Consider the following 24,371-nt stretch of genomic DNA (forward strand, 5'->3'; position numbering starts at 1 on the left):
GACAATGATTGTAGGAAGTTTAAAAGATACAGAGAGATACGAAGATATTCATCCGTTATTTAAAACGGTATTTGATTTTTTAAGGAATACCGATTTCTTAAAATCGGAGGTCGGCACGATAGAATTGCAAGGAAAAGATGCTTTCGCTATTATAAGCGATAGTGATCTGAGAAATAAAGAACTTGCTAAACCGGAAGCACATAATAGATACCTTGATATACAGTTGCCAATCAGTAAGGCTGAAACATTCGGATGGAAATATCGATTGGATTTGAATGAAGAATGCGAGCCGTTTAATGATGAACGGGATATTCAGTTTTTCGAAGATAAAGTTGAAACTTACTTTTCGGTTTCTCCCGGTGATTTTGTAATATTCTTTCCCGAAGATGGACATGCTCCATGTATTGGTGAAGGAAAAATAAGAAAAGTAGTCGTGAAGATAAAAATCTAAATTAATAAACATTGTTGCCTTATGCTAAAGCTAATAAAAAATGATACGTGGCTAAAGCCCTATTCCGAAGCTATCGAGGGACGTTATAAATACACACTCGAAAAAGAGGCTGCATTGACAAATAATGGGTCAATCTCATTGTCTGATTTTGCTTCAGGGTATATGTATTTCGGATTACATAAAACAAAGAGCTCGTGGGTTCTTAGAGAATGGGCTCCTAATGCTACTGCCATATATATGGTCGGTACATTCAACGGATGGCAGAAGCAAGATGATTTTAAATTGCAACGTAAAGATAATGGCGAATGGGAGCTGGAACTTCCTCTCGATAAGGTCCAACATGAAGATTTATTCAAGCTGATTGTTTGTTGGGATAGCGGCGAAGGCGAGCGTATTCCTGCATGGGCTAATCGTGTAGTACAGGATAACCATACCAAGATATTCTCTGCACAGGTTTGGAGTCCTAAAACTCCGTATAAATTCAAGCAAAAAACATTTAAACCCGATACAAGCCCTTTATTAATCTACGAATGCCATATTGGCATGTCGTCGGAAGAGGAAAAGGTTGGCACATACGACGAATTCAGAAGAAATATATTACCTCGTATAAAAGAAGATGGTTACAATACTATTCAGATAATGGCTATTCAGGAACATCCTTACTATGGATCGTTCGGTTATCATGTATCCAGTTTCTTTGCTGCATCATCGCGTTTTGGTACACCCGACGAATTGAAACATCTGATAGACGATGCACATGCATTGGGTATAGCAGTAATCATGGATTTGGTACATTCGCATGCCGTAAAAAATGAAGTGGAGGGCTTAGGTCGTTTCGATGGGTCGTATGATCAGTATTTCTATGCCGATTACAGAAGGGAGCATCCTGCTTGGGATTCACTGTGCTTTAATTATGGTAAGAACGAGGTTGTTCATTTTTTGCTTTCTAATTGTAAATTCTGGCTCGAAGAATATAAATTCGACGGTTTCCGTTTCGACGGTGTGACTTCGATGCTTTATTACAGTCATGGGCTTGAAGAATCATTTTCGGGTTATGCCGATTATTATAATGGGCATCAGGATGGCGATGCTATTTGCTATCTGACTTTGGCTAATAAGTTGATCCACGAAGTAAATCCCAAAGCTATAACAATAGCCGAAGAAGTTAGTGGTATGCCGGGTTTAGCTGCTAAAAATAAAGATGGAGGCTACGGTTTCGATTATCGCATGGCGATGAATATTCCCGATTACTGGATAAAGATAATTAAGGAAAGAAGAGACGAAGACTGGCATCCGACAGGTATATTCTGGGAATTGACAAACAGGCGGGAAGATGAGAAAACAATCTCGTATGCCGAAAGTCACGATCAGGCATTGGTAGGAGATAAGACAATCATATTCCGGTTGATAGATGCGGACATGTACTGGTATATGTCGAAGCTCAAAGAAAGTTCGTTTATTACCGATAGGGGTATCGCCTTACATAAAATGATTCGTTTAGCTACGGCTTCGACGATCAACGGGGGGTATCTCAACTTTATGGGGAATGAATTCGGTCATCCCGAATGGGTTGATTTTCCGCGTGAAGGTAACGGCTGGTCGTATAAATATGCCCATCGCCAATGGAGTCTTGCTGATAATTATGATTTAAGATATCACTATTTAGGTGACTTTGATAAAGCTATGCTGGAACTGATAAAATCGGTGAAGCAATTTGAGAAAAGCGAAATATTGAGGCTTTGGGACAAAGATGATGATCAGGTGTTGGCATACCAACGCAAAGATTTGATTTTTGTTTACAATTTCAATCCGAGTCAATCTTTTACAGATTATGGATTTTTAGCTCCTACCGGTAAATATGAAGTTGTATTGGACACAGATAATCGCGACTTCGGTGGTAATGGACTTACAGATGCTAGTATCCCTCATTATACAGTTGCCGATGCGCTTTATCAAAAAGATGGGAAAGGCTGGCTGAAATTGTATATTCCGGCACGGACTGCTTTTGTGCTGAGAAAAGTAGATTGAGAGTGTATATGATATATTAAAGAAAGACCTGAGTAATCGGGTCTTCTTTGCTTATATGATTCATTATCTGTAGTTAGAAGTTCAATAAATAACGTGAGTTCGGTATAAACATCTTATAATAATGAGTTCCGATATTTATCTTTCGTCCATTCTGTCATCCCGATACGCAGTGAGGGATCTGCTCTCTTACAACAAGTAGGATTCGAGATCCCTCACTGCGTATCGGGATGACAAATTCGAATGAAGATTTTATTGTTCTTTTCATTATATTGAACTCACGTTAAGTAAGAGCTGTTTTTTCTTATATCGAAATACATCGAATTGCCAATAACTTTAGTTATTTTTGTGGAATCATTTTAAATAACCAATAAAGAAATAAAATATGAATTTGTATCCGTTAAAATTTAAATCTATCCTTAAGTCTATTATCTGGGGTGGCGATGAAATATGTAAATTTAAAGGTATAACTCCTGAGCAGGATGGTATTGGCGAAAGCTGGGAAATATCGAGTGTCGAAGGTAACGTTTCTGTTGTTGCCAATGGTGAACTGGAGAATAAAAGTCTGGATGAAGTAATTGCTACTTACAAAGAGCAATTGGTTGGAAAACAAAATTTCGCAACATTTGGTACAACTTTCCCTCTACTTATCAAATTTATTGATGCTCGTGACAATCTTTCTATACAAGTACATCCTGACGATGCTCTGGCTAAAGTGAGACACAATTCGTTCGGTAAAACCGAAATGTGGTACGTGATCAACGCTGCTCCGGGCGCATTTCTTTATTCGGGATTTGCAAAAGAGATGACTCCCGATCAATATGTGCAAAGTATAGAAGATAATACATTCGTAGATGCATTAGAAAAACATGATGTGAAAGCAGGAGATGTGTTTTTCCTTCCGGCAGGCCGTGTGCATGCTATCGGTGCAGGTACGTTTATAGCAGAAATTCAGCAAACATCTAATATTACTTATCGTATCTACGATTATAACCGCAAAGATGCAAACGGTAATGGTCGTGAATTGCATACCGAATTAGCGAAAGATGCAATTGATTTCAAAGTATACGATAACTATCAAAATTCATATGCAAGAAAAGAAAATGAAGCGGTAGAACTTGAATCGTGTAAATATTTTACAACTAATCTTTTGGAATTGACCCAATCGGTCGACAGGGATTATTCTAAAATAGATTCATTTATAGCATATATCTGTATGGGTGGTGCTTGTACAATAAAAGATAATAAAGGGAATGAATTGAGTGTTAAGCAAGGAGAGACAATTCTTATCCCTGCTGATACTACAAGTATGAACATTAAGCCCGAAGGAAACGTTCTTCTTTTAGAAACATACGTATAACCGTAAATTATAATCATAAAAATGATCACCACAAATTTTCGACTAAAGGGAATCTGTGGTGTTCGTTTTTTATATAAAATTGTTGGATGAAAGGAGTATTATTAGTAAATACAGGCAGTCCCAAAGCGTGTACAAGAACTGATGTAAAGTTCTTTGTGGGAGCGATGCTGTCTGACCCCAAAGTGATGACTGTTCCCGATTGGTTCCGTCCTATTCTTGTTAAAGGAATTATTTTGCCGTTGCGGCAATTCAGCTCTACGGCTCATTACTCGCTTATCTGGGATCATAAGCGTAATATATCACCTTTGCTTTATAATATGCAGCAATTGGCTGCAAAACTCGAAGAACAATCCGAAATGCCGGTAGAAGTGGCGATGAGGTATGGCGAACCCAGTGTTGCCTTAGCTCTCGAACGATTGATGGAAAAAAATGACAGATTGCACGAAGTGATTGTTTTACCAATGTTTCCTCAATATGCCGAATCGTCTTACAAAACAGTGGTAGATTGGATTGGGCAAATTTTCTTTCAGCGCCCCTATCCGTTTCGTCTGAAAATTATAGAGCCTTATTTTAATCATCCTGCATATATCAATGCTTTGGTCGAGTCATTAAAGCCTTACATCGAGCAGGATTTCGATAAATTGGTCTTTAGTTTCCATAGTCTGCCCCTTACACATGTAGAAGAAGCATGGAAAAAAGGGAAAGAATTCGATTATGTGTATCAAACAAAAGAGACAGTTCGTTTGGTACTAAATCAGCTAAATGTAGATGTAAGAAAAACAAGGCAGGTGTATTCGTCGGCTATGGGGCGTAAATGGTTAAAGCCCGGACTAGACGAGACTATACAATCGTTAGCCGAAGGAGGAGCAAAGAACATAATTGTTATATCTCCCGGATTTTCGGTTGATAATCTTGAAACATTGTATGATGTGGGTGTTCGCGCTAAAGACTTATTTATTAAACATGGAGGCACTCGGTTAGACTTTGTACCATGCTTGAATAGTCGGGACTGCTGGGTCGATGCAGTGCAGAAAATAATATCTTAGGTGATGAAACGTATTCTTATTTTTAACGATAGCCTGGCACAGGGAGGTACAGAAGTGCTTCTTGTCGATTTGGTTAACCATCTTGCCAAAGAAGGATGTGTTGTCACTCTTCTTTTGCCCGAACAATCGGATAAAGATGTTTTATTGGAGCAAGTATCGTCAAGAATAAATATAAAATACCTATATGATAAAGGAACATCGCATCTGGAAAAGAAAATAGGTGAGAATATAATGATTTTCTTTCCTTCAGTTTTCTTAAAATTAAAAGGGTTGAAGGATTCGGATTACGATGAGGTAATTTGTTTTAAAGATTCTTTTTTTGCAAAGATGTTTACTAAAATGGGTATCCCTAAACTATTGTGGATACATAATATTCTATATAAGCGTACTTATGAGATTCGCTCTTTTCGTGAAAAAGTATCCGTTTGGCTGAATAAAAAGCAGTTGAAAACAACACAACGCTCTTATAACCGGTTTGATAAAGTGATTTGTGTGTCAGATGCCTGCAAAAATGCTTACATTAATGTGTTGCACGATGGTGTTCATCCTCAGCAGGACATCGAAGTGTTGTATAATGCAATCGATTTAAGTAAGGTTGTTGAAAAATCTAAGCAAAAAATCGAAGACTTGCCGCAGGGGGTAACCAATTTTGTTTTAGTAACACGCAGTTCACCCGAAAAACGGACAGATCGATTAGTGAATGCTGCTAATAGATTGAATCGGGATGGCTATAGTTTTCATGTGTATATTTTAGGCGAAGGTCTTGATAACGAAGATATGATAGCAAATCTTGCATCATTAGGATTGAAAGATAAGATAACCTTGATGGGACGCGTAGATAATCCTTATCCATATATTTTACAGAGCAATTGGTTGTTGTGCGTGTCGGAACGGGAAAGCTTTTCGCTCGTTTTGCTGGAGGCAATGGCTCTCGGTACACCTGTCATTACAACCAACTGTGGGGGACCAGCTGATATTGTAGATGGAGGTAAATACGGCATTCTAGTAGATAATAGTACCGAAGGTGTATATGAGGGTATGAAAAGGGTTCTCGACGATTCTACTCTTTCGGTTCAGTATAGTGCTCATTTGGATAAGGCCTTAATTCGTTTTAGCTATAAAGGATGGCTCGAAAAAATAGATACTATATTGGGATTGATATAAGCATCGTACTTATTAACAATAAAGTGGACTTTTCAACAACAATAACAATGTTTCACAAAATTAACGCTAAACTCCTGTTTTTTATTATTTAATTTGTTCTCAGAAACTAATTGTACAACTTTTATGGGTAAAATAATAGCTCTGGCCAACCAAAAAGGAGGAGTTGGTAAAACCACTACAACAATAAACCTTGCCGCATCCCTAGCAGCTCTTGAAAAAACGGTTTTGGTAGTCGATGCCGATCCGCAGGCAAATGCATCGTCTGGCTTGGGAGTTGATATTCGAAAAGTGAATAAAACTATCTATGAATGTTTGATCGGGGAGACGCCTGCCAAAGAAGCAATTGTGAAAACCGAAATAGAGCGTTTAGACGTTCTGCCTTCCCATATTAATCTGGTGGGCGCCGAATTGGAAATACTGAATGTTGAAAATAGGGAAAAACTTTTGTCAGCCGTTCTTCAGCCACTCAAAGATGATTATGACTTTATTTTAGTCGATTGTTCTCCGTCATTAGGGTTGATAACTGTGAACGCATTGACTGCTGCCGATTCTATAATAATTCCCGTGCAATGTGAATATTTTGCACTCGAAGGAATCAGTAAGCTTTTGAATACGATCCGTATCATAAAGTCGAAATTAAATCCTAATCTTGAAATAGAAGGTTTCTTATTGACAATGTATGATGCTCGTTTACGCTTGGCAAATCAGATATATGAAGAAGTGAAAAATCACTTCCAGGAATTGGTTTTTACAACTGTTATTCAGCGAAATGTGAAATTAAGCGAATCACAAAGTTTTGCTCAGCCTGTTTTGGTTTACGATGCGACTTCGCGTGGTTCGATCAATCATATGCAGCTGGCAAAAGAGCTAATTGAGAAAAATTCTTAACTTTGTCAATCTTACTTTATATTTTTTTTAAACTGTTATGGCTAAAAGACCAGTTTTAGGAAGAGGGCTCGATGCTCTTATTACTATGGATGAAGTAAAGACGCAAGGTTCTTCTTCTATCAACGAAATAGAGTTATCCCGAATAAATGCAAATCCGGATCAGCCCCGTCGTGCATTCGACGAAGAGGCTTTGCAGGAACTTGCTGTGTCTATTTCTCAGTTGGGTGTAATTCAGCCGATAACATTGCGTCAGATAGATGATGAAACATATCAGATAATAGCAGGGGAGCGCCGATACAGAGCCTCTTTGTTAGCAGGTTTGACATCCATTCCGGCATATGTGAAAACAGCCGAAGATGAGACAATGATGGAAATGGCGCTGATAGAAAATATACAGCGTGAAGACTTGAATTCTATCGAAATAGCTTTGGCTTATCAGAATCTTATAGAATCTTATAATCTTACTCAGGAAAGATTGAGCGAACGTATTGGAAAGAAAAGAACGACCATCGCGAATTATCTTCGTTTATTGAAATTGCCTGCCGAAATACAGATGGGTATAAAAGATAAGAAGATAGATATGGCGCATGCCCGCACAATAATAACTCTTGATGATGCAGCAGCGCAATTGGAAGTTTACGAACTGATACTAGAGGAAGGTTTGTCTGTACGTAAGGTAGAGGAATATGTAAGAGCTATAACGAAGGGTGAGAAATTAGAAGATTTATTGAAAGAAGAAAAAGCTATTGACACTGTTAAAAAAACAGGCGTTAAACAAGCTACACCAGAGGAATTTGAGTTGTTGAAAACTCACTTGTCTAAATTTTTTCAGACTAAAATACAATTAACCTGCAACGATGCAGGAAAAGGGAAAATAAGTATCCCGTTTAAATCGGAAGAAGAACTTGAACGCATAATTACGTTATTTGATCAGATAAAGAAATAAAAAACAGTTTTCTCCGTATTATAAGTATCGTAACTTTTTAATGATGTATCTCCAGCTATGATCGACTTTGGTTATTTTAATAGTCAAAGTAAAAAATAAGATCTGGACAATAAAATATGAGAAAAGAATCAGTCGTTTGTTTGTTGCTTTTGTTGGGAGGATTCATCTTTTCTCTGAGAGCGCAGACTGATAATAAGTCGGATTCGGTAAAACAGATAAAAGAATCTTCTTTATCGAATAGTAGGAATCCTAATGTAAAAGTGGCTTTGTCTACCGATTCATTAATGCCTGCTGAAAAAGAAAAAGTGGCAGTTTTAGAAGATTCTGTCATTTTTAACAAATCTGAATTTAAACCTAATCCAACTAAGGCAGTCATATATTCTGCTATATTTCCGGGATTAGGACAAATATATAATAGAAAGTACTGGAAACTGCCTTTAGTATATGGTGGTTTTGTAGGTCTTTCGTATGCCATATCTTGGAATGGTGGGATGTATAGAGATTATGCACAAGCATATCAGGATTTAGTAACAGGTAATGGGACTAGTTGGAAAGACTTTGTGCCAAATCCAAATCTCAGCGAATCTGAAATACAGGGGCTAATTCCCAAGTTTAAACGGCAAAAGGATTATTTTAGAAGGAACAGGGACTTGGCGATTATTTGTACAGTTGCATTTTATGGGCTCGTTATGCTTGATGCCTATGTCGATGCCCAGTTATATGATTTTGATATATCGCCCGACTTATCGATGAGAGTCGAGCCAATAATGTATCAGCCCACAATGTTTACCAAGAGAACATTCGGCTTGCAGTGTAGTATAAATTTTTGATTCTGGAGATTACATCTGTAATCGTTTGGAAGATACCATTAAAAACGCATATGTTGAAGAAAATAATATTTACCGGATTACTCCTATGTGTTACATTCGCAGTTTCAGCACAGTCTCAAAGAGAATTGTCTGATCGCGAAAAAGTGACAGATTCGTCTATAGTATATCCTGCCGATATGGAGCGTAACTACGATCAGCTTTTATCGACATGGAGTAAGGATGTGAAGTACGCAGACGATTGTACCAATTCTATTGATGAAACAACAATAGCACCAGACTCTACTTATATCAATCGTTTATATTCGCTACCAACCAAAATGGAGCTTGTATTCAATCCGGTTGTTCGTACTTATATAGAAATGTATGCCGGACGTAGACGTAATCAGGTTAGCTATATGCTTGGTGAAGGGAAATATTATTTTCCGATGTTTGAAGAAGCATTGGATAAAGAAGGGATTCCTCTAGAACTGAAATATCTGCCTGTTATAGAATCTGCACTTAATCCGATTGCCCGATCACGCGTTGGGGCTACAGGCTTGTGGCAGTTTATGGCAGGAACAGGCAAAATGTACAATCTGGAAATCAATAGTTTGGTTGACGAACGGAGCGATCCGCAAAAATCGACTGATGCCGCAGCGAAATATTTGAAAGATCTATATTCTATTTATGGCGATTGGAATCTTGTGATTGCAGCTTATAATTGTGGTCCGGGTAATGTGAATAAAGCAATACGCCGTAGTGGCGGACTTACCGATTATTGGGCAATTTATCCTTATCTGCCTAAAGAAACAAGAGGATATGTGCCGGCTTTTATTGCTGCAACTTATATAATGAACTATTACGGAGAGCATAACATCTGTCCGGTAGAATGTAGTAATCCTGCATCACTCGATACATTGGTTATCGACAAAACTGTCCATTTCCAACAAATTGCAGATATAATAGATATACCTGTCGAGGATATTCGAAAATATAACCCTCAATTCAAAAGCGATGTTGTACCCGGCAATTATAAGGGCTATGCAATAAATCTGCCGATTAAAAAAATAGGAGCATTTATAGACAATAAAGATACAATTTATGCTCATCGCTCAGCAGAGTTGTTGACTCATCGTAAAGTTGCAGGAATAGATGCAGTTAGTGGTATAAAAGGAGCATCTGGCAGTGTTACTCACCGCGTGAAAAAGGGAGATACACTAAGCAAAATTGCAAGTTCGTATGGTGTGACATTGGCGCAAGTGAAAAAATGGAATAATCTCAGAACCAATAGTGTTCCTGTTGGTCGCCGCTTAACTATATATCAAGCAGTACCGACTAAAGAAAAAGAATCAACTGAAGTGCAACTCGCTTCGAACGATTCGCCTGTTTCGGGAAATACCACCACGCAATCTGTCACTACCACTTCTTATTATAAGGTGAAGAAAGGTGATACATGGAGCGGAATAGCCAAGAAAAATGGTGTTACAATTGCCGAAATAAAGAAGTGGAATAATATAAAATCAAATTCCCTTATTGCTGGTAAACAATTGAAGATACAGCAAGTGAAAGAAGTTGAGGTTGTGGTAGAGGAAACTGTCAAATTACCAGAACCTAAATTGTCGGTAGTTGCTTTAGATTCGGTCTACATTGTAAGTCTGGTCGATGATTACATGAAGAGGATTGAAAGAGATGAGTCTTCTCTTCCTCTGATAAGAATAGCATCATTGTCAGATACACCTGAACGAAAAACAGGAGATGACACTAAAATTATTTATCATAAAGTGAGAATAGGAGAGACGATCACTCAAATTGCTACTCGTTATAATGTTTCAAAGAAAGATATCGTTTCTTGGAACAGGCTTTCATCTAATGTGGCAAAAGTCGGACAGCGTCTACTTATTCGTTTACCTGAAGCGGATCAAAGCGATGCTGTAAATAAGGCGGAAAAAGGTACAGAAAGCAGTGGCTCCTTGGTGTCAGATAGATAAACGCATAAATGAGTGTCTTGGCTTGAATATAAACTGACATATATTCTCTTATTAGGATTGAATTTATTAATTTTGTTTACTAACTAAGAATATATGGCTAAAGAAGACAAACATATTCAAGACGATTTACTGATAGAGAAAGAGTATAATGCTCTTATCAACGATTACCTGAACACAAACCACAGGCGTAAAGTCGATATAATAAACAAAGCATTTCTTTTTGCAAAGGAGGCTCATAAAGGAGCGCGTCGTCGTTCCGGAGAACCTTACATCCTTCATCCTATTGCTGTGGCGCGAGTAGTCTGCGGCGAAATAGGTCTGGGGTCTACTTCTATATGTGCGGCTTTGCTTCACGATGTAGTTGAAGATACCGAATATACGGTGGATGATCTGAAAGGCCTTTTTGGTGAGAAGATAGCCATGATTGTGGATGGACTGACCAAGATATCGAGTGGTATGTTTGGTGATAATGTTTCAGCTCAAGCTGAGAATTTCCGCAAATTATTGCTTACCATGTCAGATGATATTCGGGTTATTCTCGTTAAGATAGCCGATCGTTTGCATAATATGCGTACTCTTGGTTCCATGGCTCCTGCCAAGCAATATAAGATATCCGGCGAAACAATGTATATATATGCACCTCTGGCGCATCGCTTGGGCTTGTTTGCTATCAAGACCGAACTAGAAGAACTTAGTTTCAAATGGGAAAATCCCGAGGTATATAAAGATATTGTCTCTAAGCTCGAAAAAACACATAAGCAGAGAGCGAATGTTTACGATCGCTTTGCAGAACCGGTAATCGAAAAACTCAATACATTGGGTTTTAAATACGAAATAAAAGCTCGCGAAAAATCTGTTTATTCCGTCTGGAATAAAATGCAGTCCAAGAACATTCCATTTGAAGAGATATACGATATATTCGCAGTTCGGATAATATTCGAGTGTGAGCCCGATGTAGACGAAAAGAAACGATGTTGGGATATATATTCTGCTATAACCGATATATATAAACTTCGACCCGACAGAATCAGAGACTGGGTTAGCCGTCCCAAAGCGAATGGATATCAGGCTCTCCATCTTACAGTAATGGGACCCGATGGGCAATGGATAGAAATCCAGATTCGTAGCCGCCGAATGGATGAGATCGCCGAAAAAGGTTTTGCCGCCCATTGGAAATATAAAGAAGGGAAAATAGAAGAAGACACCGAGTTGGATAAGTGGTTGAAAACCATTAAAGAAATATTGGAGAATCCTAGCCCCAATGCACTGGATTTCCTTGATACAATAAAATTAAACCTTTTCTCTCAGGAAATATTTGTTTTTACGCCTAAAGGAGAGATCAGAACCTTAGCACAGGGTGCAACAGCCCTCGATTTTGCATACGAACTACATTCCGATATAGGAGACCATTGTATCGGAGCTAAAGTAAATCATAAATTAGTGCCGTTAAGCCAAAAGCTAAATAGTGGAGATCAGGTTGAAGTACTGACTTCTAAATCGCAGCAACCAAAATCGGAATGGCTAAGTCTTGTTACTACGGCTAAAGCCCGTACTAAAATAGAATATGCTTTGCGCAAGATACGCAGGGAATTGGCCAAACAGGGCGAAGAGCTGCTAAGAGAAAGTATGGCAGGTAGCCCTATTGAACTAACTCCTGCGATATTGGATAAGATTCAGGACTATTATAAGATGAACAACAGAGAGGATTTGTTTTATGCTATAGGAAACCATGATATAGATCTTCCTCAAAAGATAGAAAAGCTACTGACTATACGTAAGCAAAACACGAATAATGTATTGCTTAAATATATGAAGCAGGCTTATCGTGCCGTTCGTAAAACAGAGAAGGGTGGGCTGGCATTGGATAATGAGCCAATTGACCCCAAGAAGACTTATCTACTTAACGAGGGTATGTTTCATAAGAACTTTAAATTGTCGCCTTGTTGTAATCCTATTCCGGGAGATACAGTATTTGGCTATCTTACAGATAATAATGAAGTAGAAGTGCACAGCATAAATTGCCCTGTTGGTCTGAAATTAAAGGCTAGTCATGGTAATAAAATTGTAAACTTGGAGTGGGACGATAGTGCCCAGCTAGCCTCATTAACAACCATTATTATAACAGGAATAGATAGGGTAGGCATGTTGAGCGACATTACGAGGATTATTTCAGGTAGCTTATTGAATATCAAAAGTCTTAATATAGAATCGAACGATGGTATATTCGAGGGGCGCATTGTTGTATATGTGCACGATGTAGACGATATACAGGTGCTTTCTTCCCAATTATCCAAAATAGATGGAGTGAAAACAGTGAATAGAATTCAGAATATTTATAATCCCTCCGATAAAGCATAAATATTAATTTGTATAAAATACAGAGAGCCGACTTATCACAAGTCGGCTCTCTGTATTTTAGTTATATCAAATGCTTAATAAGTACTTTGCTCAATATTGTATCCGTCTGTAGCAATAGAGAATGCTCCTGTTCCTTCAGGTAGGTTTAACTCTACAAAGCGTTTTTCGCCCGGTAATAAGTTGAAATAACCTTCGGAGAAATAAGCAGGGAGAATAATTTCACCATTAGCTTTATTTACTGCATTTAGTTTTATTGCAGCGGCGATAGAGCTGGAAGGGTTCGAAACCTCAATGATACTCTTATTGCCTGCAATTCTTAGATTTTTAACAGCAATATTAAGTTTTACCGATGCTAATTCATTCATCGCTTGATTGGCTTCAAGATTACCCCAGTTCTTCCAATAGTCATTGGTCGAAACAACTTTGCCTTTACTGTCTTTCAATTCAAGACGAGCTAGTGTATAGCGAGGTATATCTCTTGTCAGAAGTTGAGGTATAAAACACTCTGTTTTTTGATTAGCCGGAGCATCGAACTTTCCTGATTTCTTGAAATATTCTTTGCCATCGATATGATAATAGGTAACCGTAGCGGTCAGTCCTTTTTTATCTTCACGAGTGTTGTTCAGTATGATAACTTTATTATCCGGTAAGTTCATTTGAATGTGAAGTGCTTCTTGTGCTTTCTTCGCTCCAAAGTACGAACCCGGAGTTTCGTAGTCATACGTATATGTTTGCCAAGTCATGCTAGGCCAAGCCGGATGGCTCATCCACAGGATCAAACCAGTAGTGTTATCCCACATTTTGCTGTTCCACGATTCTATCATAGCTCTCCATGTGTCGTATGTTACCATTTGAGCTTTTTTAGAAAATTCTTCCATGCCTTTTGCCTCACCGTAGCTATTTACAGCAGCCATAAAATCTTGGAAGAAATGGGTAGTATGATGCAAATCATGATAAGCCCATACATCATTTATCGGCCATTGGTCTTCCGGTGCAATAAATTTGCGGATAGTATTAGCCGTAGGGATTGCTTGTGCTCCAAACTCGGTATTGAATCCGTTAGCTACCTGTGTATAGTAACGTGACTGATCTTTGAAGAATCCGTAAGGTCCACTATTCACACTGTTTAAGAAGCGTGAATTGCCGTGGTAATGTCTTGTCGGGTCTTCTTTTGCTATCATCTCATTCAGTTGAGGCTCTAAACCTTCGGGTGCATAACCCTCATTACGAGGACACCATATTGCAATAGACGGATGCATTCTGAATCGGCGAACCACATCTGTTGCATTTTTCATGAATAATGCATGATCATTAGGGTCGATAGTATCATCAGTTGTAATCCAGAAGTCATTCCAAACTAATAAACCGTATTCATCAGCCAATTCATAGAATAATTCTTCGGTGTTTTCTCCTGTCCAGTTACGGATAAGATTGAAGTTCGCATCTTTATGTAGTTGGAAATAAGGTTCCATTTTCTCACGTGAAACTCTTTTCATCATTTCGTCCATTCCCGATGTACCGCCTTTTATAAAGATGCGTTTACCGTTTACACGGAATACGAAGAAATGACCGACAGGGTCTTCGTTCGATAATTGCTCAAATACTTTCGATTCGTCGATACCTTCTTGAATAGTTGGTATTGTTTGGTTCGATTTTGGATTGCCTACAAGCATTACTTTTTCGTAATTAAATACAGGTTTTCCATTGCTTTCTGCATCCACAGGGGTGTAAGCAATTCTATGGTTTCCTTTGCTTGGGCTGTTAACCATCAACTCATACGATAGTTCGCGAATACCAAAGCGAGTTTTCTTTATATCTGAAGAAGTTCCATTTACAGAGGTTTCTAATTCAAGATTATATAAAGCAGGTGCTCCATAACCGTTAGGCCACCACAATTTAGGATTCTTAATATTTAGTTTTGAGAATTCTTCTGGTGCGAATGTTAGCGTACTTTCTGCATTTGCAGCAAGCGTATATGATTTTTCAACAGTTACACCTTCAAATTTAGCTGTAGCTTTTCCCGATACAGGTGCATTTGTAAGATTCTTAATAGGCATTAAGATTGTAACTTTTGCTTGAGTCGTGTCAGGTAAAGGAAGATTAGTTATTACATTCGGGTCACCTATTGCTACCTCGCCTCCAACTTGCAGGCGAACATCTTGCCACAAACCACTGTTGCGGTCTCTGATGCCCGGTATCCAGTCCCAACCCATCGATGCAATGAATGTTGGTCCGTCAAGACTTAGCTGACCACCATTTAGTCCTTGTCCGGCTTTCATTGTTTGTTCGTGAGCAATACCCGGATTGTTTGGCGGCGAAATTAATACAGCCAATACATTTTTTGTTCCTTGTTTTACAAGAGAGGTCACATCGAAGTCACCCCTTATAAAGGCGCCGTCTATATTGCCAATCTTCTTTCCATTCAGATATACTTGTGCGCGATAATTGATACCATTGAATAACAGTCTTACACGTTTGTTATCGGTATTAGCGGGCAGATCGAACGTTGTGCGATACCACCATTGCTTATGTGCAAGATCTTCGGGTATAGCCATGTTGTTTAATCCGTAGGTCGGTTCGGGGTATACTCCTTGATTGACAAGTGTAGTCAATATCGTTCCCGGAACAGTGGCGTTATACCAGTCTTTTGTATCGAAATTAAGACTGAATATAGATTCTTTTGCCTCGATAACCTGACTGAACTCTGCCAGTTCCCAGCCATCAGATATAATCCACTCGTTATGTTGGGCAGGAACAAGTTTAGTAGGGATGTTTTGTTTTGCTACTCGTTGAGCAATTTGATAAGGGGCTTTTCCTTTTGGCATTTCAGATTCGGGTTGTCTTTGACGAATACCTTGCCATAGAGTAGCTGTCCCTGTTTTGCCCATCATATCTTGGGCATTTGCAATGTTTGGACCTATAATACTTGAAAGTAGTAAGGCTCCAATGCACAATTTCTTGGAGTGTGTTCTTAAATTCATGGAATTATGTTAATTAAAATAATTTAATAATTTATAAGTTTGACAAATATAATAAATAAAGATGATATTTTTTTTGATTTTTTTGGAATGAGCCATAAAAAAATGTATTTTTGCATTCATTACAAAGAGGGAGAGGAGGCTAGGGCTTCCTCTTTTTTCTTCATTTTGGTATACAATGATAGATAAAGACTTAATAAAAGGTATTGCAGAACCATTTCTCGAAAACACTTCGATGTTTTTGGTAGATGTGCTTGTCCGTCCGGGCAATCTCATAATTGTTGAGGTGGATAGTGATGAGGGGGTAAGTATTGATGATTGCATTACTTTGAGCCGCCATATTGAATCGCAACTGGATAGGGAAATCGAAGATTTCGAATTGGAAGTGGGTTCGGCTGGAGTAACATCACCTTTGAAAATTCCTCGTCAGTATAAGAAGAATGAAGGTAATGAGGTTGAAGTATTAACTCTGAAAGGACAAAAGCTTTCGGGTGTGCTTAAATCGTCTGATGATAATGGTTTTACTATAACCATAACCAAATTGGTGAAACCGGAAGGGGCTAAAAAGAAAATCGCTGTAGATGAAGATTTTTCTTTTGGCTATAATGAAGTGAAACATACAAAATACTTAATAAGATTTAAATAATATGGCTAAGAAAGAAGTTATCAGCCTGATTGATACGTTCTCAGAATTCAAAGAACTGAAGAATATCGACAGAATGACAATGATCAGTGTTCTTGAAGATTCGTTTCGTAATGTGATTGCGAAATTATTTGGAACTAACGATAATTACGATGTTATTATTAACCCGGACAAAGGAGACTTGGAAATCTGGAGAAATCGTACTATTGTAAACGATGACGAGCTTGAAGATGGAAATATTCAGATATCTCTTTCCGAAGCTAAAAAAATAGACGAAGATTTCGAAGTTGGTGAAGAGGTAACAGATGAAGTGTTTTTCGAAGACTTTGGTCGTCGTGCAATTCTGAATTTACGTCAAACGCTTACTTCTAAGATTTTAGAACTTCAAAAAGAAGGATTGTTTAACCGATATAGCGAAAAAATCGGAGAGATTGTTTCTGGTGAGGTTTACCAAATCTGGAAAAAAGAGATTTTGCTTCTGGATGATGAAAAAGAAGAGCTTTTATTGCCTAAAACAGAGCAGATTCCTAGCGATTTCTTCCGTAAAGGAGAGCATGTTCGTGCAGTTGTAGAGCGTGTAGACAATAAAAATAATAATCCTAAGATTATCTTATCGCGTACATCTCCTGCGTTTTTGGAGAGACTTTTGGAACTTGAGGTTCCCGAAATAAATGACGGTTTGATAACTATTAAAAATATAGCTCGTATACCCGGTGAAAGAGCTAAAGTTGCAGTAGAATCGTACGATGATCGTATTGATCCTGTTGGAGCTTGTGTGGGTATGAAAGGTTCACGTATTCATGGTATTGTCCGCGAATTACGTAACGAAAATATCGATATTATCAATTATACGTCGAATATGGGTCTTTATATTCAACGTGCACTTAGTCCGGCTAAGATCACATCGGTAAAATTGAACGAAACTGAGCGTCGTGCAGAGGTTTTGCTTCGTCCTGAAGAGGTTTCACTAGCCATCGGTAAAGGTGGTTTGAATATCAAGTTGGCGAGTATGTTAACGGGATATACAATAGATGTTTATCGTGATATCGATGACTTCGACGAAGAAGATATTTACTTGGATGAATTCCGTGATGAAATAGATGGATGGGTTATCGATCAGTTGAAGAAAATTGGTTGTGTTACCGCTAAAAACGTTTTAGCTACAGATAGAGATAAGCTAATACAAGAAGCCGATCTGGAGGAGAGCACTGTGGATGAAGTGTTAGCGATTTTCCGTGCTGAGTTTGAGGAAGAGGCGTAATTCAATTATTTGGTCGTTCGCCAATTTCTTAGTACATTTGTGTGATTTTGAGAAGTCTAGGTGATTTGTCAAGATATAAACAGTCAAAAGGACTTCCGATTGCTGTTCAATTTTTAGATTTAAAAAGAATATATGTCTATAAGGTTAATAAAAATATCCAAAGATTTAAACGTAGGAATCAACAGTTTAGTTGAATTTCTGCAAAAGAAAGGTTTTGATGTAGAGTCTAATCCAAATACAAAAATTGATGGCGCGCAATATGAATTGCTTGTTCGTGAATTTGGAAAAGATTCGGATATCGAGTCCTTACTTAATCGTAAGAAAGCAGCAGCGAAAGAGGCTGAGGTAGAGGCTGCGAAAGTAGACGAATCTGAAAAAGAAGAACAATCTGGTCCGAATGAAATTAAGACTGAAGTGCCTGAGGATTACAAGCCTCATGTACAAATTGTCGATAAAATAGATTTAGACTCTCTGAATAGAGTCAAGAAGGTGACAGTCGTAGACCATAAAGACGAAAAAGTGGAAGTAGAGAAAATAGAAAAAGAAATTCCCAAAGAAGAAATAATAGTTGAAGAGAAGGTTGCAGAGCCAATTATCGAAGAGGTAATTGCTCCTGAACCCGTAGCGCCAGTGGAAGAACCGGTAGCTGAAGTTATTGTAGAACCTGCTCCGGCAGAGGAGTCAGAGCCGCAATTGGCAGAAGAAGACGGTGATACAGGTGTTTTCAGACTCAACAATCCGACGATTAAATCGAATATTGTACTAAAAGGAACTATAGACTTGAGTGCAATAAATGATAAAACTCGTCCGGCGAAGAAAACAAAGGCTGAAAAGAAAAAAGAACGTCTGGATAAAGAGCAACAAGACCAGAAAAAGGTAAAAGAAAATACTGTTCGCTTGTTGAAGAAAGAGACTGACGAAGAGAAAAAAGCGAAAAATAAAGAAGAAGAAAGCGAAGACGCTAAAAAGAAAAAGCGTAATCGTATCAAAAAAGGTAAAGTAGACATCGAAAAAGGAACTACTCCTGCCGTATCAGGACCGCCAAGCGGCGATCATAGAGCGAAAATTGCTATACGCAAACCGCTTGTAAAATCGGCAGTAAGTGACGAAGATGTTCAAAAACAAATAAAAGAAACTCTGGCACGCTTAACCGGAAAAGGTGGCAAAAACAGAGGTGCTAAATATAGAAAAGAAAAACGTGAACTCTTCTCTCAAAGACAACAAGAGGAGATCGAGCAACAAGAGGAAGAAAACAGAACACTGAAAATAACAGAGTTCGTTACAGCCAACGACTTGGCTAATATGATGAACATACCTGTGATAAAAATTATATCAACATGTATGAGCATCGGTATGATGGTATCCATCAATCAGCGATTGGATGCAGAGACAATCAATATCGTAGCAGACGAGTTTGGTTTCAAAACAGAATATGTAAGTGCTGAAGTAATTGAAGCGATTGCCGAAGAGATAGATAATGAAGAGGATTTGGAACACCGCGCACCTATCGTTACTGTGATGGGACACGTAGACCATGGTAAGACTTCGTTGCTTGATACTATTCGTCAGACAAATGTTATTGCCGGAGAAGCAGGGGGTATAACTCAGCATATCGGAGCTTATAATGTTAAGTTGAAATCGGGTCGTCGTATTACTTTCCTCGATACACCGGGTCATGAGGCATTTACAGCCATGCGTGCTCGTGGAGCGAAGGTAACGGATATTGCGATTATTATAGTTGCTGCCGACGATAATGTCATGCCTCAAACAGTGGAAGCCATAAATCATGCTTCTGCAGCAGGTGTACCTATTGTTTTTGCAATCAATAAAATAGATAAACCGGGAGCTAATCCTGAAAAGATAAAAGAAACTCTAGCCAATATGAATTATCTGGTCGAATCATGGGGTGGTAAATACCAGTCTCAGGATATCTCGGCAAAACAAGGGTTAGGAGTTGATGAATTATTAGAGAAAGTATTGCTTGAAGCTGAATTGCTGGATCTGAAAGCTAATCCGAATAGGAGAGCAAGCGGTTCGGTAATTGAGTCGTCTCTTGATAAAGGAAGAGGTTACCTTTCTACTGTACTTGTGGAAAATGGTACTCTTAAAAAGGGAGACATTGTTTTGGCAGGAACTTATTATGGTCGTGTGAAAGCGATGTTTAATGAGCGTAACCAAAGCGTAGATACGGCATCACCATCGGCACCGGCATTAATCCTTGGGTTGAATGGCGCGCCACAGGCAGGAGATTTATTCCATGTGTTAGAGTCAGAGCAGGAAGCTCGTGAGATTGCAAACAAACGTGAGCAATTGCAGCGTGAGCAAGGTCTGCGTACACAAAAAATACTAACATTAGACGATATAGGTCGCCGTATTGCTATCGGAAACTTCCAACAATTGAATGTTATTGTGAAAGGTGACGTGGATGGTTCGGTAGAAGCATTGGCTGACTCGTTGATCCGTCTGTCGACAGAAGAAATACAAGTGAATGTTATTCATAAAGCGGTAGGGCAAATTTCCGAATCGGATATAACGTTAGCAGCAGCATCTGATGCAATTGTTATCGGCTTCCAGGTTCGTCCTTCTCAAGCTGCGCGTAAAGCTGCAGACAAGGGTGGAGTTGAAATTCGTCTGTACTCAATTATCTATGATGCTATAGAAGAAGTTACTTCGGCAATGGAAGGTATGCTTTCTCCTGAGATTAAGGAAGAGATTACCGGATATGTAGAGGTTCGCGAAGTGTTCAAGATAACTAAGGTAGGAACAGTTGCCGGATGTATGGTGAAAGAAGGTAAGCTTAAACGAGCTAATAAAATCCGACTTATCCGTGATGGTATTGTTATCTATTCGGGAGAACTGGGTTCATTGAAACGCTTCAAGGATGATGTGAAAGAAGTTGCTTCAGGATACGAATGCGGATTGAATATCCATAACTTTAATGATATAAAAATAGGGGATATAATTGAACCTTTTGAAGAAATAGAGGTGAAGAAAACCTTATAATACGAAAATATTAATATCTTTGTATGTACAAATTAACCTAAAAAACCAATTGATAGTTGTTGACAAGCTATAATGCCTTGAAAGTCGGTGGTATTAACCTGCCACCGAAAACACAACTATTAATCTGGTATGGGTTATTTGATTTCTTCGTGAGATTTAATATATTTGCTACCACTACAATTAAGCAATTATCATGATGAAAAAATTAATTCTAATATCTTTCTTTATTTTCTCATTCCTTTTCGCTGGGAATATTGTTGCACAAACAGTACAGCAAATAGCTTTTCTAAATTCGAATGAGATATTGGATGTTATGCCTCAGAAGATAGAGGCTTCGAAAACGATAAATGATTTAAATCAAAAATATAAAACTGAATTGAAGGTAATGCAGAATGACTACAATAAGAAGTATTCTGACTTTATCTCGTATCAGAACACAATGGCTGATAATATTCGTTTACGACGTATGCAGGAGTTATATGAACTGGAACGTCAGATTAATGATTTTATGAAAGTTGCACAAGAGGATATTCAAAATCAAGAGAAGCAATTGATAGAACCTCTTCGCCAACGCCTCAAGGATACGATATATCAAGTAGGGGTAGAACAGGGACTTATTTGTATTTACGATTTGGCCAATCCGGCAATAGCTTTTGTTACTCCCACGGCAGTAGATGTTACACCGCTTGTGAAGCAGAAGTTGGGCATAAGGAAATAACTTTATAAAGGAAATGCTTCTATTTTATGGAAGCATTTTTTGTATGTAATAAAAACGTAGGATAAATGCTAAAACCAGGGCCTATAGGTGTTTTTGATTCGGGTTACGGAGGGCTGACTATTTTGTCAGAAATACAATCTCTGATGCCCGAATATGATTATTGCTATCTCGGTGATAATTCGCGTGCTCCTTATGGCTCTCGTTCGTTCGATGTAGTATATGAATTTACACGACAAGCAGTCGAGACTTTGTTCGATATGGGGTGCAATCTCGTTATACTAGCTTGTAATACCGCTTCGGCAAAAGCATTACGTACTATTCAGCAGAATGATCTGCCTAGCCTCAATCCCGAAAAACGGGTACTCGGTATTATCCGCCCTACGGCAGAGATCATTGGTTCTGTAACTAAAAGCAGACATGTTGGTATATTGGGGACAATAGGTACTATTCAATCAGAATCTTATCCGATCGAAATACATAAACTTCATCCCGATATACAAGTAACAGGTGAAGCTTGTCCTATGTGGGTACCGCTCGTAGAGAATCGGGAGTATGATAAAGAGGGAGCAGACTATTTTATAAAAGAAAATTTGGATAGTATTTTAGCAAAAGACCCTCTGATAGATACTTTGATATTGGGATGTACACATTACCCCTTATTGTTGAATAAGATCAAATCATTTTTACCCGAAAATATACAGCTCGTTTCGCAAGGCGAATATATTGCACGTAGCTTAAAAGATTATCTGAATCGTCACCCTGAAATGGATGCTGTGTGTACAAAAACGGCCAATACTCATTATTTTACTACCGAATCACCTCAAAAATTTTCAGAAGCAGCAACTGTTTTTCTGAATAAAGATATCGTTGTCGATCGTCTCAGCCTCGAATAAGGAACCCAATCAATATGCGAAAAATAATTCATATAGATATGGACGCTTTTTACGCTTCTATCGAGCAGCGCGACAATGTGGATTATAGAGGTAAGCCATTAGCTGTCGGATATTCCGGAAATAGAGGTGTTGTGGCTGCTGCCAGTTACGAGGCTCGTCGCTATGGTGTGAGGTCGGCAATGGCATCGAAAGTAGCGTTACGTAAATGCCCTCATCTAATCTTTGTTCCTGCCCGTTTTGATGTCTATAAATCGGTTTCTAGGCAGATAATGGAAATATTCCACGAATATACAGACTTGGTTGAGCCACTATCTCTCGACGAGGCCTTTCTTGACGTAACCGAAAATCATAAAAATATATCTTCTGCTACACAAATTGCACAGGAAATAAAAGACAGGATACATGAGGCGACTCAGTTGACAGCTTCCGCTGGTGTCTCTTTCAATAAGTTTCTGGCAAAAATAGCATCGGATTACAACAAACCGAATGGGCTTTTTGTAATAAAACCTAAAATTGCAGAGCGTTTTGTTGAATCATTGGCAATAGAGCAATTTTTCGGTGTGGGTAAAGTTACTGCCGAACGTATGCATCAGCTGGGGATAAAAACCGGTATGGATTTGAAACAGCACTCGGAGCAGGAATTGGTATCTTACTTTGGCAAAGCGGGACACATTTATTATCAGAATGCAAGAGGTGAAGATGACCGTCCGGTAGAATCGCATCGGGTTCGTAAATCAATCGGTGCAGAGATAACTTTCGAAGGGGATATCGATGATTTTGACGAATTGTGTTTGGAACTAGATGAAGTAGCAAAAGATGTGATAGAAAGAATCAGTAAACGTGGTTTCAAAGGGCGTACTGTAACACTTAAAATAAAATTCGCTGACTTTAAAACCATATCGCGAAGCAAGACTCAACTTGACTTTGTTACTGATTTCGATACTTTATACAAAACGGGAGTAGACCTATTGAAAAATGTAGATATTACCCCTAAAGTGAGACTGATAGGACTCACAATAAAAAATAACGATGAAGAAATCTGGTCGGAAGCGATTCAACTTCGAATCAAATTTGATGAAGATTAGCTTGTAGCTGGTATTTTAGTGAATATTCTCTATTAAATACTTTCACATTATGGGATAAGTATTTACTTTTGCAGAAATGAAGTCTAAAAAGAAAGCTAACGTAGAGGCAAATCGCACTAAGCATGTCAACTTTTCACTCAACGAGAAGGAATATGCTTTTATCTGTGCTTATATCAAAAAATATAAGATAGAAAATCGTTCGCGTTGGCTTAGAGAGACTATCATATCTAATATACTGAAAAACCTCGATCAGGATTATCCTACACTATTTGACGAAAACGAAATGCGCCGATGACGACTAATATACTCAACGATGAATATTTTATGCGTCAGGCTTTAAATGAAGCTAAAACAGCATTCGAAAGAAATGAAGTTCCCGTGGGAGCTGTTGTCGTTTGTCAGGGTCGTATTATTGCCCGTGCTCATAATCTTACCGAAACCTTGAATGATGTAACAGCCCATGCAGAGATGCAGGCTATTACTGCGGCAGCTAATGTGTTGGGCGGTAAATACCTAAAAGACTGCACGCTCTATGTTACACTAGAACCTTGTCCTATGTGTGCCGGAGGGCTTCTCTGGTCGCAGATAACTAAAATAGTTTGCGGAGCTAGAGATGAGAAAAAGGGGTATAGTTTGTTTTCTCCGAATATATTGCATCCTAAAACGCAAGTAGTTACAGGTGTTATGCAAGAAGAGTGTGCATCACTGCTGACTGAGTTCTTCCAACGCAATAGATAGTGTTCTCTTTTAAATTC

Annotated in this window: 19 protein-coding genes; 18 read left to right on the top strand and 1 reads right to left on the bottom strand. The window is 38.5% G+C overall.

Annotated elements, in window-relative coordinates:
* Positions 1–4: 4 nt before the first annotated feature.
* From G7Y56_RS00575 to G7Y56_RS00620, 10 genes are all read left to right on the top strand, one after another.
* Positions 5–451, top strand: a complete 447-nt coding sequence (locus G7Y56_RS00575; protein ID WP_165040233.1) for a YhcH/YjgK/YiaL family protein — start codon at positions 5–7, stop codon at positions 449–451.
* Between the two features lie 21 nt (positions 452–472).
* Positions 473–2,479: an alpha amylase C-terminal domain-containing protein gene (locus G7Y56_RS00580; protein ID WP_165040234.1), complete on the top strand. Its 2,007-nt coding sequence runs from the start codon at positions 473–475 to the stop codon at positions 2,477–2,479.
* Positions 2,480–2,861: 382 nt separating this feature from the next.
* A complete protein-coding gene (locus G7Y56_RS00585; RefSeq protein WP_165040235.1) occupies positions 2,862–3,836 on the top strand; it encodes a type I phosphomannose isomerase catalytic subunit in 975 nt (324 codons plus the stop codon).
* 86 nt (positions 3,837–3,922) lie between these two features.
* Positions 3,923–4,882 (top strand): ferrochelatase, encoded by a 960-nt coding sequence (gene hemH / locus G7Y56_RS00590; RefSeq protein ID WP_165040236.1) that lies wholly within the window; start codon positions 3,923–3,925, stop codon positions 4,880–4,882.
* Positions 4,883–4,885: 3 nt separating this feature from the next.
* A complete protein-coding gene (locus G7Y56_RS00595; protein WP_165040237.1) occupies positions 4,886–6,046 on the top strand; it encodes a glycosyltransferase in 1,161 nt (386 codons plus the stop codon).
* A 123-nt stretch (positions 6,047–6,169) separates the two neighbouring features.
* Positions 6,170–6,934: a ParA family protein gene (locus G7Y56_RS00600; RefSeq protein WP_165020386.1), complete on the top strand. Its 765-nt coding sequence runs from the start codon at positions 6,170–6,172 to the stop codon at positions 6,932–6,934.
* Positions 6,935–6,971: 37 nt separating this feature from the next.
* Entirely contained in the window at positions 6,972–7,880 is a 909-nt protein-coding gene (locus G7Y56_RS00605; RefSeq protein WP_165040238.1) for a ParB/RepB/Spo0J family partition protein, read from the top strand.
* Between the two features lie 116 nt (positions 7,881–7,996).
* Positions 7,997–8,710 (top strand): DUF5683 domain-containing protein, encoded by a 714-nt coding sequence (locus tag G7Y56_RS00610; protein ID WP_165040239.1) that lies wholly within the window; start codon positions 7,997–7,999, stop codon positions 8,708–8,710.
* A gap of 50 nt (positions 8,711–8,760) precedes the next feature.
* Positions 8,761–10,677, top strand: coding sequence for a LysM peptidoglycan-binding domain-containing protein (locus tag G7Y56_RS00615; protein WP_165040240.1), 1,917 nt, complete (start codon positions 8,761–8,763; stop codon positions 10,675–10,677).
* A 93-nt stretch (positions 10,678–10,770) separates the two neighbouring features.
* On the top strand, positions 10,771–13,035 hold the full coding sequence (locus tag G7Y56_RS00620; protein ID WP_165040241.1) for a bifunctional (p)ppGpp synthetase/guanosine-3',5'-bis(diphosphate) 3'-pyrophosphohydrolase: 2,265 nt from the start codon (positions 10,771–10,773) through the stop codon (positions 13,033–13,035).
* 74 nt (positions 13,036–13,109) lie between these two features.
* On the opposite strand, the gene G7Y56_RS00625 is transcribed toward G7Y56_RS00620, so the two are convergent.
* Positions 13,110–16,016, bottom strand: a complete 2,907-nt coding sequence (locus tag G7Y56_RS00625; RefSeq protein ID WP_165040242.1) for a glycoside hydrolase family 2 protein — start codon at positions 16,014–16,016, stop codon at positions 13,110–13,112.
* A 175-nt stretch (positions 16,017–16,191) separates the two neighbouring features.
* Between G7Y56_RS00625 and rimP the strand changes: the two genes are divergently transcribed.
* The 8 genes from rimP to G7Y56_RS00665 all read left to right on the top strand — a co-directional run bounded on the left by rimP (position 16,192) and on the right by G7Y56_RS00665 (position 24,354).
* Positions 16,192–16,659 (top strand): ribosome assembly cofactor RimP, encoded by a 468-nt coding sequence (gene rimP, locus G7Y56_RS00630; RefSeq protein ID WP_165020392.1) that lies wholly within the window; start codon positions 16,192–16,194, stop codon positions 16,657–16,659.
* 1 nt (position 16,660) lies between these two features.
* The gene (gene nusA, locus G7Y56_RS00635) at positions 16,661–17,917 is read left to right on the top strand and encodes a transcription termination factor NusA (protein WP_165020393.1); all 1,257 of its coding nucleotides are present in this window, start codon (positions 16,661–16,663) and stop codon (positions 17,915–17,917) included.
* Between the two features lie 132 nt (positions 17,918–18,049).
* The gene (infB, locus tag G7Y56_RS00640) at positions 18,050–20,920 is read left to right on the top strand and encodes a translation initiation factor IF-2 (protein WP_165020394.1); all 2,871 of its coding nucleotides are present in this window, start codon (positions 18,050–18,052) and stop codon (positions 20,918–20,920) included.
* 196 nt (positions 20,921–21,116) lie between these two features.
* Complete coding sequence (locus G7Y56_RS00645; RefSeq protein WP_255498596.1) at positions 21,117–21,638, top strand: OmpH family outer membrane protein; 522 nt, start codon at positions 21,117–21,119, stop codon at positions 21,636–21,638.
* 65 nt (positions 21,639–21,703) lie between these two features.
* On the top strand, positions 21,704–22,531 hold the full coding sequence (gene murI / locus G7Y56_RS00650) for a glutamate racemase (protein WP_165040243.1): 828 nt from the start codon (positions 21,704–21,706) through the stop codon (positions 22,529–22,531).
* Positions 22,532–22,539: 8 nt separating this feature from the next.
* On the top strand, positions 22,540–23,616 hold the full coding sequence (dinB, locus tag G7Y56_RS00655) for a DNA polymerase IV (protein WP_165040713.1): 1,077 nt from the start codon (positions 22,540–22,542) through the stop codon (positions 23,614–23,616).
* A 76-nt stretch (positions 23,617–23,692) separates the two neighbouring features.
* A complete protein-coding gene (locus G7Y56_RS00660) occupies positions 23,693–23,911 on the top strand; it encodes a hypothetical protein (protein WP_165020397.1) in 219 nt (72 codons plus the stop codon).
* 8 nt (positions 23,912–23,919) lie between these two features.
* On the top strand, positions 23,920–24,354 hold the full coding sequence (locus G7Y56_RS00665; RefSeq protein ID WP_221412532.1) for a nucleoside deaminase: 435 nt from the start codon (positions 23,920–23,922) through the stop codon (positions 24,352–24,354).
* The last annotated feature ends 17 nt before the right edge of the window (positions 24,355–24,371 follow it).

Origin of the sequence: Dysgonomonas sp. ZJ709 (assembly GCF_011039195.1) — a bacterium.
Lineage (GTDB): Bacteria > Bacteroidota > Bacteroidia > Bacteroidales > Dysgonomonadaceae > Dysgonomonas.

Coding starts and splice junctions, on each gene's coding strand:
- G7Y56_RS00615 (WP_165040240.1), top strand. CDS start 8,761: ATGTTGAAGAAAATAATATTTACCGGATTACTCCTATGTGTTACATTC.
- G7Y56_RS00600 (WP_165020386.1), top strand. CDS start 6,170: ATGGGTAAAATAATAGCTCTGGCCAACCAAAAAGGAGGAGTTGGTAAA.
- G7Y56_RS00660 (WP_165020397.1), top strand. CDS start 23,693: ATGAAGTCTAAAAAGAAAGCTAACGTAGAGGCAAATCGCACTAAGCAT.
- G7Y56_RS00610 (WP_165040239.1), top strand. CDS start 7,997: ATGAGAAAAGAATCAGTCGTTTGTTTGTTGCTTTTGTTGGGAGGATTC.
- murI (WP_165040243.1), top strand. CDS start 21,704: ATGCTAAAACCAGGGCCTATAGGTGTTTTTGATTCGGGTTACGGAGGG.
- G7Y56_RS00595 (WP_165040237.1), top strand. CDS start 4,886: ATGAAACGTATTCTTATTTTTAACGATAGCCTGGCACAGGGAGGTACA.
- G7Y56_RS00620 (WP_165040241.1), top strand. CDS start 10,771: ATGGCTAAAGAAGACAAACATATTCAAGACGATTTACTGATAGAGAAA.
- G7Y56_RS00605 (WP_165040238.1), top strand. CDS start 6,972: ATGGCTAAAAGACCAGTTTTAGGAAGAGGGCTCGATGCTCTTATTACT.
- infB (WP_165020394.1), top strand. CDS start 18,050: ATGTCTATAAGGTTAATAAAAATATCCAAAGATTTAAACGTAGGAATC.
- G7Y56_RS00645 (WP_255498596.1), top strand. CDS start 21,117: ATGAAAAAATTAATTCTAATATCTTTCTTTATTTTCTCATTCCTTTTC.
- nusA (WP_165020393.1), top strand. CDS start 16,661: ATGGCTAAGAAAGAAGTTATCAGCCTGATTGATACGTTCTCAGAATTC.
- G7Y56_RS00575 (WP_165040233.1), top strand. CDS start 5: ATGATTGTAGGAAGTTTAAAAGATACAGAGAGATACGAAGATATTCAT.
- G7Y56_RS00580 (WP_165040234.1), top strand. CDS start 473: ATGCTAAAGCTAATAAAAAATGATACGTGGCTAAAGCCCTATTCCGAA.
- G7Y56_RS00585 (WP_165040235.1), top strand. CDS start 2,862: ATGAATTTGTATCCGTTAAAATTTAAATCTATCCTTAAGTCTATTATC.
- hemH (WP_165040236.1), top strand. CDS start 3,923: ATGAAAGGAGTATTATTAGTAAATACAGGCAGTCCCAAAGCGTGTACA.
- rimP (WP_165020392.1), top strand. CDS start 16,192: ATGATAGATAAAGACTTAATAAAAGGTATTGCAGAACCATTTCTCGAA.
- G7Y56_RS00625 (WP_165040242.1), bottom strand. CDS start 16,016: ATGAATTTAAGAACACACTCCAAGAAATTGTGCATTGGAGCCTTACTA.